At 63.1% G+C, this 13,971-nt stretch carries 13 protein-coding genes and 1 pseudogene; 12 read left to right on the top strand and 2 right to left on the bottom strand.

The genetic code is table 11. The annotated features are described in order from the left end of the window. Position 1 precedes the first annotated feature (1 nt). Positions 2–1,410: pseudogene (locus ACVTFQ_RS07580) on the top strand (FAD-binding oxidoreductase). Further along, entirely contained in the window at positions 1,407–1,988 is a 582-nt protein-coding gene (locus tag ACVTFQ_RS07575; protein WP_111561512.1) for an NAD(P)H-dependent oxidoreductase, read from the top strand. Before ACVTFQ_RS07580 ends, ACVTFQ_RS07575 begins: the two are co-directional and overlap by 4 nt. 107 nt (positions 1,989–2,095) lie before the next feature. On the opposite strand, the gene ACVTFQ_RS07570 is transcribed toward ACVTFQ_RS07575, so the two are convergent. Next, the gene (locus tag ACVTFQ_RS07570) at positions 2,096–2,491 is read right to left on the bottom strand and encodes a RidA family protein (protein WP_111561511.1); all 396 of its coding nucleotides are present in this window, start codon (positions 2,489–2,491) and stop codon (positions 2,096–2,098) included. Between the two features lie 55 nt (positions 2,492–2,546). Next, a complete protein-coding gene (locus tag ACVTFQ_RS07565) occupies positions 2,547–3,251 on the bottom strand; it encodes a GntR family transcriptional regulator (protein WP_181459201.1) in 705 nt (234 codons plus the stop codon). Positions 3,252–3,550: 299 nt separating this feature from the next. Between ACVTFQ_RS07565 and ACVTFQ_RS07560 the strand changes: the two genes are divergently transcribed. The 10 genes from ACVTFQ_RS07560 to atzF are packed head-to-tail and all read left to right on the top strand — an operon-like array spanning position 3,551 to position 13,967. After that, the gene (locus ACVTFQ_RS07560) at positions 3,551–4,675 is read left to right on the top strand and encodes a BMP family ABC transporter substrate-binding protein (protein WP_111561510.1); all 1,125 of its coding nucleotides are present in this window, start codon (positions 3,551–3,553) and stop codon (positions 4,673–4,675) included. 18 nt (positions 4,676–4,693) lie between these two features. Continuing rightward, entirely contained in the window at positions 4,694–5,833 is a 1,140-nt protein-coding gene (locus ACVTFQ_RS07555; protein ID WP_111561509.1) for an ABC transporter permease, read from the top strand. Beyond that, a complete protein-coding gene (locus tag ACVTFQ_RS07550) occupies positions 5,833–6,759 on the top strand; it encodes an ABC transporter permease (RefSeq protein WP_111561508.1) in 927 nt (308 codons plus the stop codon). Before ACVTFQ_RS07555 ends, ACVTFQ_RS07550 begins: the two co-directional genes overlap by 1 nt. Positions 6,760–6,801: 42 nt before the next feature. After that, positions 6,802–7,818 (top strand): formamidase, encoded by a 1,017-nt coding sequence (locus tag ACVTFQ_RS07545; RefSeq protein WP_111561507.1) that lies wholly within the window; start codon positions 6,802–6,804, stop codon positions 7,816–7,818. 12 nt (positions 7,819–7,830) lie between these two features. After that, complete coding sequence (gene biuH, locus ACVTFQ_RS07540; protein WP_111561506.1) at positions 7,831–8,532, top strand: biuret amidohydrolase; 702 nt, start codon at positions 7,831–7,833, stop codon at positions 8,530–8,532. After that, positions 8,532–9,584, top strand: coding sequence for a cyanuric acid amidohydrolase (atzD, locus tag ACVTFQ_RS07535; RefSeq protein WP_111561505.1), 1,053 nt, complete (start codon positions 8,532–8,534; stop codon positions 9,582–9,584). The genes biuH and atzD overlap by 1 nt, the downstream gene beginning before the upstream one ends. 1 nt (position 9,585) lies before the next feature. Beyond that, entirely contained in the window at positions 9,586–11,136 is a 1,551-nt protein-coding gene (locus tag ACVTFQ_RS07530) for an ABC transporter ATP-binding protein (RefSeq protein ID WP_111561504.1), read from the top strand. Beyond that, entirely contained in the window at positions 11,136–11,804 is a 669-nt protein-coding gene (locus ACVTFQ_RS07525) for a cysteine hydrolase family protein (protein WP_111561503.1), read from the top strand. The genes ACVTFQ_RS07530 and ACVTFQ_RS07525 overlap by 1 nt, the downstream gene beginning before the upstream one ends. Next, complete coding sequence (locus tag ACVTFQ_RS07520) at positions 11,797–12,150, top strand: cupin domain-containing protein (protein ID WP_111561502.1); 354 nt, start codon at positions 11,797–11,799, stop codon at positions 12,148–12,150. The genes ACVTFQ_RS07525 and ACVTFQ_RS07520 overlap by 8 nt, the downstream gene beginning before the upstream one ends. Next, positions 12,147–13,967 carry an allophanate hydrolase gene (gene atzF, locus ACVTFQ_RS07515; RefSeq protein WP_111561501.1) on the top strand — a complete coding sequence of 607 codons (1,821 nt, stop codon included), beginning with the start codon at positions 12,147–12,149 and terminating at the stop codon, positions 13,965–13,967. The genes ACVTFQ_RS07520 and atzF overlap by 4 nt, the downstream gene beginning before the upstream one ends. Positions 13,968–13,971: the final 4 nt, after the last annotated feature.

Genomic DNA, 13,971 nt, shown 5'->3' with positions numbered 1-13,971 from the left:
CATGCCGGATTACCAGAAGATCAAACAGGAACTCGAAGGCATCGCCATCGAGGACAATCCGGCGCTGGTGCGCCAGAAGAGCCGGGACTTCTATTGGTACTCGCCCGTGCTGAAGGCACAGCTCGACGGCGTCACCGCCGATCTGGTGGTCACGCCGAAGAACGAAGCCGAGGTCATCCAGACGCTGAAGGTGGCGTTTGCGCACGGCGTTCCGGTCACCCCGCGCGGTGCCGGCACCGGCAATTACGGCCAGGCCATGCCGCTCTCCGGCGGTATCGTTCTCAATCTGGCGGCGATGGACCAGATCAAGGAAATCCATCCGGGCCGCGTCATCTGCGAGCCGGGGATCATCATCGCCCAGCTCGACAAGCAGACCAAGGCGCATTCCGGCCAGGAACTGCGCTTCCATCCATCGACGGCGCAGACGGCGACGATCGGCGGCTTCATTGCCGGCGGCTCCGGTGGCGTCGGATCGATCACCTGGGGTGGCTTGCGCGATATCGGCAATATCATCCGGCTGCGGGTGGTGACGATGGAGGCCGAGCCACGCGTGCTGGAGCTGACGGGCTGGGACCTGCAGAAGGTCAGCCACGCCTATGGCACCAACGGCATCATCACCGAGATCGAGATGCCGCTGGCGCCCGCCTACGACTGGGTCGACGTGCTCGTCGGCTATGACCACTTCATGGATGGCGTGCGCTACGCCGATGCGCGGCGAAGTGCAACGGCATCCTGACCAAGGAGATCGCCCCGATCGCGGCGCCCATCCCCTACAGCTACTTCACCCGCCACAAGCCCTATATCCGCGAGGGGCAGTCGGTCGTGGTGGTCATGGTGGCGCCGCATTCGATCGACGCCTTCGCCGCGTTTACGGCCTCGCAGAAGGGCGAGATCATCTTCCGCTCCGACAAGGTCGAGAGCATGAAGGGCATTCCGCATGCCTATGAGCTCGCCTGGAACCACACGACGCTGCGGGCGCTCAAGGTCGATCCCGAATACACCTATCTTCAGGTCCAGTATCCCGGCCCCGATCATGTGGCGAAGGTCGCCAAGATGGTCGAGATCTTCGGCGACGAGGTGCCCGGCCATCTCGAGTTCATCAAGTTCGATGGGCAGATCCAATGCTCGGGCCTGCCGCTGGTGCGCTACACGACGGAGGAGCGGCTGGAGGAGATCATCAAGATCCACCAGGACCATGGCTGCCCGATCTTCAATCCGCACCGCTATACGCTTGAGGAAGGCGGCATGAAGCAGACGGACAAGGTGCAACTCGCCTTCAAGCATGAGACCGATCCAAAGGGCCTGCTCAACCCCGGCAAGATGATCGCCTGGGAGAACCCCGATTTCGATTTCTCCGCCGGCCAGAACTATCTGTTCCCGGGCCTGGCCTCGGTGATGGAGAGCGCATGAGGGTACTCGTCCTTCACTCGCATCCGGTGGAATCAAGCTACGGCAAGGCGCTCTATCAAAAGACGCTGGAGAGCCTGCAAGCGGCGGGCCACGAGGTCGATGGTTGCGACCTCTACGCCGAGGAGTTCGATCCCGTTCTGTCGCGGCACGACCGGCTGGTCTACCACGACTATCCTGAGAATACCGAGCTAGTGAAAGACCATGTCCAGCGGCTGAAGCGCGCTGAGGGGTTGGTCATTGTCACGCCAATCTGGAACTTCGGCTTCCCGGCGATCCTGAAGGGCTATTTCGACCGCGTCTGGCTGCCGGGTGTTTCCTTTGAACTGGTGGACGGGAAGGTGGAATCCCGTCTCAGGCATATCCGCAAGCTCGGCGCGGTGCTGACCTATGGAGCCACCCCGTTCCGCGCCTTCGTCGCCGGCAATCCGCCGAAGAAGATCGTCAAGCGGGTGCTGAGGGCGCAGATCAACCCCGTGCGCCCGGTGACCTTTCTCGCCCACTACGACATGAACAACTGCACGGAAGAAACGAGGGCGGCGTTCATGGGTAAGGTCGAGACGGCGATGGGGCGGTTTTAGACCGCCTCGGGTATCGCCGCCCTGCCCGTTTTATCGATCAATTATCGTATAAGAACATCTTATCAAGACATTGATAAAATGAAATTTTCTCTAGTGCCTTAGACGCTTTACAGCGTGACCACCTTCGCCGCCGTCACCTCGACCTCGACCAGAAACTCCGCTCGCGTAAAGCCGCCGACGACGAGCAGCGTGGAGACAGGCTTGGGGTCGAGCGTGTAGCGGTCGCGCACAGCCATATAGGCCGGGAAGTCCTCGCGACGCGTCACGAAGCCGGAGATGCGGATCACGTCCGCATAGGTCATGCCGGCCTCCTCCAGGATCGCGCCGATTGCCTTGAAGCAGAGTTCCGCCTGGGCGGTGACGCCTTCCGGAATGCTGTCGTCAACGGCGATGCCGAGCTGGCCTGAGGTCACCAGCAGCGAGGCGCCTGGCGGCACGAGGAGGCCGTGATTGTAGTTGCCGAAGGGCTTGCGAACAGAAGGGGGATTGATCGCGTTCTTCATGAAAACCTATATTTCACAAATCTTTATGGTGCATTGCTGATATCCGACAGGAAGATCACTCCGCCTTGTCGGATGCGAATACAATACTGGCATCGCTGACGATGGCAACATGCGAAAAGGCGGCCTGGCTGGCCGCTGCGGCGTCTCCGCGCATGATCGCCGTGACGATGACGTCGTGCTCGTCATAGGACTTGGCAAGGCGCCCCGGGAGCCGGAATTGCGCGCGGCGGAATGGCGCGAGGCGTGCCCGGGTCTGGGTCACCATTTCATAGATGTGGTCGTTATGGGCGCCGCGATAAAGGCGGGTGTGGAACTCCGTGTTGTGGGCGGCGTAGTCTTCCTGGGCGTTGGCGCGCACCAATCTGGCCGATGCGCGATGTTCGAGTTCGAGCGCGTGGCGCTCATCGACCGTCATGCGCTCCGCGGCGAGCCGCGCGCAGATGGCTTCGAGCTCCGACATCGCCTCGAACATGGAATGGAGATAGGCTTCGGTGACATTGGCGACCACGGCGCTGCGGTTGGGCTCGCGATCGACAAGGCCCATGGCGCCCAGTTCCCGCAAAGCTTCGCGCACCGGCGTTCTGGAGACGTCGAAACGGACAGCGAGGGAGAGTTCATCCAGCCGCTCGCCGGGATGCATGACGCCGGTGACGATCATGTCCGCAATGGCGCGCACCATCTGCTCGACGGTGGTGCCGGTGCGTATGATCTGTTTGCGCCTGATCTGCTTCACTTCCAAACTCTGTATTTCACATTGCATACAGATGAACGGCGAAACACGGAAAGTCAAATAATTATATATTTGCAGCGCCTTATGAACTTATCTGAATGTCAGTGTGCAGCATTTTTCCGTTATTATCAGGTACATACGATGATATTTCAGACATGGATGCATTTTTAATCACATCCGGATTGCAATCTGCATACAGTTTACGCGCTGCCGCCTCCCCTCTTTTGAAATTCACGCAATAACAATACCTTAGAAACTGGCACGGCCATTGCATGCACTTTTTCCCGCAACCATTTGTTTTACGCGGCCTTGCCGCAGGGAGAATCGCAATGACCAAGCTCCTTTCCATGAATCGCCGCCATTTCCTCCAAGCTTCCGCCGCCGGTGCGCTGGCGATGACACCGGGCCTGATGGCGGGTCGCGCCATGGCGCAGACCGCGCTCACCGTCGGCTTCATCTATGTCGGCCCGAAGGACGACTACGGCTATAACCAGGCGCACGCCGAGGGTGCCGCGGCCGTCAAGGCGCTCGAAGGCGTCACGGTCGTCGAAGAGGAAAATGTGCCTGAAACCGTCGATGTCCAGAAGACGATGGAATCGATGATCAATCTCGATGGCGCGACCCTGCTCTTCCCGACCTCGTTCGGCTATTTCGACCCCCACATGCTGGCCATGGCCGCGAAATATCCGGACATCCAGTTCCGCCATTGCGGCGGCCTCTGGCAGGAGGGCAAGAACCCGATGAATACCGGCTCCTATTTCGGCTATATCGGCCAGGGCCAGTATCTGAACGGGATCGCGGCCGGTTACGCTTCGAAGAGCAAGAAGATCGGCTTTGTCGCCGCCAAGCCGATCCCGCAGGTGCTGCAAAACATCAATTCCTTCCTGCTCGGCGCGCGCTCGGTCGATCCTGCGATCACCTGCCAGGTGATCTTCACCGGCGAATGGTCGCTGGCCGTCAAGGAAGCGGAAGCCACCAACGCGCTGGTCGACCAGGGCGCCGACGTCATCACCTGCCATGTGGACAGCCCGAAGGTGGTGGTCGAGACCGCCGCCGGTCGCGGCGCCTTCGTCTGCGGCTACCACGCCAACCAGAGCCCGCTGGCGCCCGAGAAGTACCTCACCGGCGCGGAATGGGCCTGGGGCAACGTCTACACCGATTTCGTCAAGAAGGCGCAGGCCGGAGAGAAGCTCGGCAATTTCGTGCGCGGCGGCCTGAAGGACGGCTTCGTCAAGATGAGCCCGCTCGGACCGGCCGTTTCGGCTGAAGCCCGCACCAAGTTCGAGGCCGTCCATGCCGAGATCATGAGCGGCAAGTTCTCGGTCTTCAAGGGACCGATGAAGGACAACAAGGGCAATGTCATCGTCGCGGCCGACAAGGCGCTCGCCGAGGACGCGATCGAGCTCGAGAGCATGGACTATCTGGTCGAGGGCGTCGTCGGATCCACGGCTTAAGCCAGAGGGAGAAGCGTCATGACAATCGAGGCGAATACTCCATCCCTATCGCCTGTAATCTCCGATACGCCGGCGCGGTCCTTCCTGGGGCCGTTGCTGGCATGGCTGGCGCGACGGGCGGAACCCGTCGTCATCAGCCTCGGCGCGATCCTGGTCGGTCTGGCGCTTTTCTCGCTCTTCATCATGGCGGTCGGCAAATCGCCGGCCGTGCTTTTCCAGCTCATGTATACCGGCGGCTTCGGCAGCTGGTTTTCGGTGCAGAACAGCCTCAGCCGTTCCGCGCCGCTGCTTCTGACGGCGCTCTGCGTGGCGCTCCCGGCAAGGCTGGGTCTGACGATCATCGGCGGCGAGGGAGCCGTGGTGCTTGGCGGCGTGGCTGCCGCGGCAATCGCCCTTCCCTTCATAGGCACCCTGCCCGCCATCCTGGTGCTGCTTCTGATGGCGACGGCGGCCATGGTGGTCGGCGGTCTTTGGATCGGCTTCGCTGGCTTCCTGCGGCACTATCGCGGAGTGAACGAGACGATCTCCTCGCTGCTGCTCGCCTATATCGCGATCGCGCTGATGAACCAGTTCGTTGAGGGGCCGCTGCGCGATCCAGCCAGCCTCAACAAGCCATCCACCGCGCCGCTGCCGGCGGAATACATGATGGGCAAGATACCGGGCATGGATGTGCACTGGGGTCTGGTGATCGGTGTCGTCGCCTGCATTTTCTCCTGGATCCTGATCGAAGTGACGAGCTACGGCTTCGCCGCGCGCATCGCCGGCGGCAATGTGCGCGCCGCGCAGATCCAGGGATTGCCGGTGGGACGCCTGATCGTCGGCTTCACTGGTATCGCCGGCAGCTTCGCCGGGCTTGCCGGCATGATCGAGGTCGCCGCCGTCCAGGGCAGCGCCAATGCCTCGATCGCGGCCGGATATGGCTATACCGGCATCCTCGTTGCCTTCCTGGCGCGACACAATCCGCTGGCGATCATTCCCGTGGCCATCCTTCTCGGCGGCATCGATGCCTCGGGCGGGTTGATCCAGCGGCGCATGGGCCTGCCGGATGCGACCGTGCTGGTGCTGCAGGGGACGCTCTTCGTCGTCATCCTGCTGTTCGAGACCTTCTACGGCCGCTTCAAGATCTTCAACCCCGACCTTTGGAAGAGGAACCCGTGATGGACGAGACCGGTATCGGCATATGGGGTGTACCGCTGGCGATCCTCGCCGGCGCCATCCGTGTCTCCACGCCTTTCATCTTCGTCAGCCTCGGCGAGACGATCACCGAGCGATCGGGGCGCATCAATATCGGCCTTGAGGGAACGCTCGTGTTCGGAGCGATGACCGCCTACGCGGTTGCTGTCATGAGCGGGTCGGCCTGGCTCGGCGTGCTGGCGGCAATGGCGGCAGGGGCTGTCTTCGGCCTCGTGCACGGCTGGATCTGCAAGTGGCCGAAGGTCAACGACATCGCGATTGGCATCGCCATGATGCAGTTCGGCCTGGGGATGGCCTTCTTCCTCGGCAAGCCCTTCATCAAGCCGGTGGCGCCGCATCTGCCCTCGATCCCGCTCGGCGGCTGGTCGAGCCTGCCGCAGGTACAGGCTGCCTTGAACATCAATGTGCTCTTCGTCATCGGCGCGCTGCTGGCGGTGGCGCTGTGGTGGGCGTTCAAGAATACCCGCGTTGGTCTCATCCTGCGCGTCGTCGGCGACAGCACGGATGCGGCACGGGCCATGGGTATCGATCCGGATCGTGTTCGCTTGCTGGCGACAGCCGCTGGTGGATCCCTGGCCGCCGTCGGCGGGGCCTATCTCTCGCTCTACTATCCGGGCTCCTGGAACGAGGGCATCTCATCCGGCCAGGGCCTGATGGCGGTGGCGCTTGTCATCTTCGCGCGCTGGAACCCGATCGGCTGCTTCCTGGCCGCCCTGCTTTTCGGCGGTGCCGGCGCGCTTGGCCCCGCCCTGCAATCGGTCGGCGTCACGCAAGGGTACTACCTGTTCTACGCGGCCCCCTACGTGCTGACGCTCGCCATCCTGATCGCCACCTCCTCGCCCACCCGCTCGCTTGCGGGTGCGCCGGGGGCCCTGTCACTGACGAAATAAGTCACTCACCCAGTAATTCTGTTTTGAAATAGGGATTTAGCCATGAACGGTCTCGGCGGCCTCAACAAATCCGAACACGGCGTCGGCATCGGCCTCGTGCAGCTGCAACTCCCCGTGACGGTCACCAGGGAAGATCTGGCGCGGCAGACGCAGGTGATCGTCGACCTTGTGGCCAAGGCGCGGCGTAACCAGCCCGGCATGGACCTCGTCGTGTTCCCCGAATATGCGCTGCATGGCCTCTCGATGGATATCAACCCCGAGATCATGTGCCGGATGGATGGGCCCGAGGTCGCCGCGTTCAAGAAGGCGTGCCTGGACAACCGGATCTGGGGCTGCTTCTCGATCATGGAATTCAACCCTGGCGGCATGCCCTATAATTCCGGCATCGTCATCGACGACACGGGCGAACTGAAACTCTATTACCGCAAGATGCATCCCTGGGTGCCGGTCGAGCCGTGGGAGCCGGGCAATCTTGGCATTCCCGTCATCGATGGCCCAAAGGGCGCCAAGCTGGCGCTGATCATCTGCCATGACGGCATGTTTCCCGAGATGGCGCGCGAGTGCGCCTACAAGGGCGCCGAGATCATGATCCGCACGGCGGGCTATACCGCGCCGATCCGCGACAGCTGGAAATTCACCAACCAGTCCAACGCTTTCTGCAACCTCATGGTCACGGCGAGTGTGTGCATGTGCGGCTCGGACGGCACCTTCGACAGCATGGGCGAAGGCATGATCTGCAATTTCGACGGCTCGATCATCGCCCACGGCACATCCGGACGCGTCAACGAAATCATCACCGCCGAAGTCAGGCCCGACCTGGTGCGCGAGGCGCGGCTCGGCTGGGGCGTGGAGAACAACATCTACCAGTTCGGCCATCGCGGTTATGTCGCTGTCGCGGGCGGCGCGGGCGATGCGCCCTACAGCTACATGCACGACCTGATCGCGGGCCAATACAAGCTGCCCTGGGAAGCGGACATCAAGATCACCGACGGCACCTCCTGCGGCTTCGACAAGCCGGCGAGGCGCTATGGCGAAACATTCAAGCTTGCGGGCGAATAGAGGAGACGGACGATGGACATGATGACCGAGGCAAAAGAGCACTACGTCAAGGCCAATCCCTACCCCTGGCCCTATAACGGCGCGTTGAGGCCCGACAACACGGCGCTCATCATCATCGACATGCAGACCGACTTCTGCGGCAAGGGCGGCTATGTCGATCACATGGGCTACGACCTCGCTCTGGTGCAGGCGCCGATCGAGCCGATCAAGGCGGTACTGACGGCTATGCGCGCCAAGGGTTACCACATCATCCACACCCGCGAAGGCCACCGGCCCGACCTCGCCGACCTGCCGGCCAACAAGCGCTGGCGCTCGCGGCGGATCGGCGCCGGCATCGGCGATGCCGGGCCTTGCGGCCGCATCCTGGTGCGCGGCGAACCGGGCTGGGACATCATTCCCGAACTCTATCCTCTCGAGGGCGAAGTGATCATCGACAAGCCGGGCAAGGGCTCGTTCTGCGCCACGGATCTGGAACTGATCCTCAACCAGAAGCGCATCGAGAATATCATTCTTACCGGCATCACCACCGACGTCTGCGTCTCCACCACCATGCGCGAGGCCAATGATCGTGGTTTCGAATGCCTGTTGCTGGAGGATTGCTGTGGCGCCACCGACTACAACAACCACCTCGCCGCCATTCACATGGTGAAGATGCAGGGCGGCGTGTTCGGCTCGGTTTCCGATTCCAAGGCTCTGATCGAGGCGCTCGTCTGATGCCATCGATGCGTGCCCAGGTCTTTCGCGTCCCGGCCGACGGGCCGGATGATGTCTCCGGCGTCGAGGCGCTGTTCGCTGCCGGCCTGAAGCCGGAGAGTGTGGTCGCCATCCTTGGGAAGACCGAGGGCAACGGCTGCGTCAACGACTTCACCCGTGGCTATGCGACATCGAGCTTCGAGGCGCTGTTTCACCGCCACGGTGTCGAGGGCGTGTCGATCGTCATGTCCGGCGGCACGGAAGGGGCGCTGTCGCCGCACTGGACGGTGTTTGCCCGCGAGGAGACCGATGCGCCGGCGACGCGGGCGCTGGCGATCGGGGCGGCCCGGACACCTGCCCTGCCCTCGCATGATCTCGGGCGCCGGGCGCAGGTACTAATGGTGGCCGATGCCGTGAAGGCCGCGATCCGGGATGCCGGGATCGAGGATCTGGCGGATGTGCATTTCGTGCAGATCAAGTGCCCGCTGCTCACGACGCAGCGGATCGCCAAGGTGGAAGCGTCAGGCAAGACCGTCACCACGCGCGACACGCTGAAATCGATGGGGCTTTCGCGCGGCGCGTCGGCGCTGGGCGTCGCGGTGGCGCTCGGCGAGATCGATGCGGACGAGATCACCGACGGCGATATCGGTACGCGCCACGAGCTCTATTCGCGCTGTGCTTCGGCATCCGCAGGCGTCGAGTTGCTGGATCACGAGATCGTCGTGCTCGGGATGAGCTCCAGATGGTCCGGTGCGTTCCAGATTGACCATGCTGTCATGCAGGACGCAATCGACGTGCAGTCGGTCAAGGCGGCCCATGCGCGGCTGCCTGCGGGCAAGCTTGCGGCGGTGCTCGCCAAGGCGGAGCCTGACCCAAGCGGCGAGGTGCGCGGCAACAGGCACACCATGCTCGGCGATTCCGACATATCCGGCACGCGCCATGCCCGCGCCTTCGTCGGCGGCGTGCTTTCAGGCGTGTTCGGGATGACCGATCTCTACGTCTCGGGTGGCGCCGAGCATCAGGGGCCGCCCGGTGGCGGTCCCGTGGCAATCATCGTCGAAAAGGAGACCTGAAGTGAGCATAGTCCGCGACACGCCTCTTCCACAGGCCGGCAAGGCCGTCGGCATCGAGACCCTCGACATGACCATGCGCTTCGGCAGCTTCACGGCGCTCGACCATGTCTCGGTGGATATCCCGGCCGGCAGCTTTCACGCGCTGCTCGGCGAAAACGGCGCCGGCAAGTCGACGCTGGTGAAATGCATCATGGGTTTCTACCACCAGACCTCGGGCTCGCTCTCGGTGGATGGCCGCGAGGTGGCGGTCGCCTCGCCGAAGGATGCGGCGACCTATGGGCTTGGCATGGTCTACCAGCATTTCACGCTGGTGCCGTCGCTGACAGGCGCCGAGAACCTCGTCATCAGCCGTGCGGCAGTGCCCGCGATCATCAACTGGGCCAAGGAGCGCAAGGACCTTGCCGCCTTCATGGAACGGATGCCGTTCAAGATCCCGCTCGACAGGCCGGTGAGCGAGCTCGCGGCCGGCGAGAAGCAGAAGCTGGAGATCGTCAAGCAGCTCTATCTCGGCCGCTCCTTCCTGGTACTCGACGAGCCGACCTCCGTGCTGACGCCTGCCGAGGCCGACGAGATGCTCGGGCTGGTGCGCGGGATGACGGAGCGCGGCGAACTGACCGTGCTGATGATCTCGCACAAGTTCCACGAGGTCACCAAGTTCGCGGATGCTGTCTCGATCCTCCGGCGCGGCAAGCTGGTGGGGTCAGGCAAGGTCGGTGAACTCTCGACATCAGACATGGCGGCGATGATGATCGGTGACGTGAAGCTTGCGAAACTCGACACGCGCGTGCCGGTGTCGTCGGCCGCAAAGCCGGTTCTCAAGGTCGAGAAGGTGAAGGCGCCGGATCGGTCCGGGCTGAAGACGATCGAGATCGACAACCTGACGGTGCGATCCGGCGAGATCGTCGGCATTGCCGGTATTTCGGGGAACGGCCAGAAGGAGCTGACGGAAATCCTCGCCGGCCAGCGGCCGACCGATGCGGGCACGGTTGAGGTCAACGGCGACGCCTATGGCGCGACGCGGCCGGAAACGCGGCGCAACAATGTGCGCTTCATCCCCGAGGAGCCGCTGCAGAACGCCTGCGCACCGAAGATGACCGTCAGCGAAAACCTCGCCTTCCGCACCTTCGACCTCAAGGCCGATGGCAAGGATGCGATCTGGCTCAGCAAGGGAAAGATGCGCAAACGCGCCACCGACCTGATCGCCGATTTCAAGGTGAAGACCGCATCGTCTTCCTCGCCGATCGCGGCACTCTCCGGCGGCAATGTGCAGCGGGCGGTGCTGGCGCGCGAGCTCACCGGCGAGGTCGATCTGCTGATCGTGTCCAACCCTTGCTTTGGGCTCGATTTCTCTGCGGTAGCGGAGATCCGGGCACGCATCATGCGGGCGCGGAATTCCGGTGCGGCCGTGCTGCTGTTGTCCGAGGATCTCGACGAACTGCTGGAGATGTCCGACCGGATCATGGTGATCTCCGAGGGCAAGCTCGTCTACGAGACGCCGGCGCTCGCCGCCGATATCTCCGTCATCGGCGCGCATATGGCGGGGCATCACTGATGGCTGAGATCAAGGCACAACCGTTTGATTTTCCTTTCAGAAGACAGGAGATTGCGCTTGTCGTCATCGACATGCAGCGCGATTTCGCCGAACCCGGCGGCTTCGGCGCCAGTCTCGGCAACGATGTCGGGCGCATCACCAGGATCGTCCCTGACGTCAAGCGGCTGATCCAGGGCTTTCGCGATGCCGGGCTGCCGGTCATTCACACGATGGAGTGCCACCGGCCTGACCTCTCGGATCTGCCCATCGCCAAGCGCAACCGGGGCAAGCCGAGCCTCCGGATCGGCGACGAGGGGCCGATGGGGCGGATCCTGATCGCCGGCGAGCCGGGTACGGCGATCCTGCCGGAACTGGCACCCATCGAAGGCGAGGTTGTCATCGAGAAGCCGGGCAAAGGGGCCTTCTATGCGACCGAACTCGGCGATGTGCTGAAGGAAAAAGGCATCACGCAGCTGGTATTTGCGGGCGTGACGACCGAGGTCTGCGTACAGACGACGATGCGCGAGGCCAACGACCGAGGTTACGAATGCCTGCTCTGCGAGCAGGCGACGGAAAGCTATTTTCCGGAATTCAAGGAAGCCGCCATCGCGATGATCCGCGCCCAAGGGGCGATCGTCGGGTGGACGGCCGATATCGATGACATATTGGAGACGATCAGCCATGCCTGAGACAACGCGCGAACTGCTGACATCGGGTGGGTGGAAGGACCTAGCCTTCGGACCGTTTCGCGATGGCGTGACCATTCACTGGATCAAGCCTTTCGAGGGCGACCAGCCGGGCGTGGCACTGTTGAAATACGAGGCCGGCGCTTCCGTGCCCCGACACCGGCATGAGGGTCTGGAGACGATCCTGGTGCTTGACGGCGTCCAGTCGGACGAGTCAGGCGACTATGGCGTAGGGAGCTATGTGGTCAATGCTATCGGCACCGAGCATTCGGTCTGGAGCGACACGGGCTGTGTGGTGCTGATACAGTGGGACCGGCCGGTGAAAATCCTCGAGGAGACTGCGGCATGAGCACACCCGCCTTCGATATCGCTTCGCTGCACGCCCTCTATGCTGGCGGTGGCACGGTGGCCGAAATCATCGATCAGGTTTTCGCGCGGATCGCCGCCGTCGATGATCCCGGCATCTTCATTCATCTCGCCGATCGCCAGTCGCTGCTGGCCGAGGCCGCCGCGCTTGGTACGTTTGATCCAGTGGCAAAGCCGCTTTGGGGCATTCCCTTCGCCGTGAAGGACAATATCGACGTGGCCGGCATGCCGACGACGGCAGCCTGCCCCGATTATGCCTATGGTGCGATTGAGGATGCGACGGTCGTGCGGCTCTTGAGGGAGGCCGGGGCGCTTGTGATCGGCAAGACCAATCTCGACCAGTTCGCGACCGGCCTTGTCGGCGTTCGTTCGCCCTATCCGATCCCGCGCAATGCGATCGATCCGACGCTGGTACCGGGCGGATCGAGTTCCGGCTCAGCGGTGGCGACGGCGCAGGGGATCGTCAGCTTCGCGCTTGGGACTGATACCGCCGGCTCCGGCCGCATTCCGGCCGGGCTCAACAATATCGTCGGGCTGAAACCGAGCGTCGGTGCGCTGTCGACCACGGGCGTCATTCCAGCCTGCCGGACGCTGGACTGCGTGTCGATCTTCGCACTTTCCGTCGATGACGCCTGGCGCGTCTTCAGCGTCGCCGCCCGGGAGGATGGCGATGACGCCTATTCGCGCGCGGTGCCGGCGACGGGTTACGGACGGTTGCCGCCGATGCTTTCGATCGGCGTGCCCGCGAAGGCGGATCTGCGTTTCTTTGGCGACGCTGTCATGGAGGCCTCCTACGAGGATGCGCTCGACATGCTTCGAGGTCTTGGTCATCGGATCGTCGAAGTGCCGTTCGTCGATTTCTACGATGTTGCCAACCTGCTTTACGAGGGCGCCTGGGTTGCGGAGCGTTATGCGGCGGTGAAGGATTTCTTCGATACGAGTGAAGCAAGCTTCCACCCGGTGACGCGCAAGATCTACGGCGCGGCGAAGACGCTGACGGCGGCGGATGCCTTCAACGGGTTCTATACGCTGCAGGCGATGAAGCGGAAGCTCGCGCCCGTCATCGCGTCGGTCGATCTCTTCTGCCTGCCGACGGCTCCGAGCCACTACACGCTTGCCGATCTCGCCGCCGAGCCGATCCGCGAGAATTCGCGGCTGGGGACCTACACCAACTTCGTCAACCTGCTGGATATGTGCGGCATCGCCTTTCCCACCGGCAAACGCTCGGACGGCCTGCCGGCGAGTGTCACCCTGCTCGCGCCCTTCGGCCGGGATGGGTTGACGGCGTCGCTTGCCCGCGACATCCATCGGGCCTCTGGCCTCACGCTGGGTGCGACCGGTTGGTCGTTGCCGAGTGCCGGACAGCAGGATGCAGAGATTGAACCCGGGATCGATATCGTTGTGGTCGGGGCGCATCTCTCGGGGATGCCGCTCAACGGCCAGCTTCGCGAACTCAATGCAAGCTTCGTGCGCGAGGCGCGGACGACGGATAGCTACCGCCTTTATGCGCTTGCCGGTCAGGTGCCCGCCAAGCCGGGGCTGATCCGTGTCGAAACCGGCACCGGAGGCGCGATCGATGTAGAGGTGTGGCGGTTGACGCCGGATGCCTTCGGCCGCTTCGTGGCCGCCATCCCCTCGCCGCTCGGGATCGGCAGCATTTCGCTATCGGATGGAACCGAAGTGAAAGGGTTTCTGGTCGAGGCAGCGGCGATCTCCGGCGCGGCCGATATCACCGGCTATGGCGGCTGGCGCAGCTATGTCGAGGCGGGATCGCAGCAGAAGGCCGGCGGCGCGCGATGATGTC

This window comes from Rhizobium sp. O111, assembly GCF_055616315.1.
The sequence above is the reverse complement of the archived record's forward strand: the minus strand, read 5'-3'. Positions and strand labels throughout refer to the sequence as shown.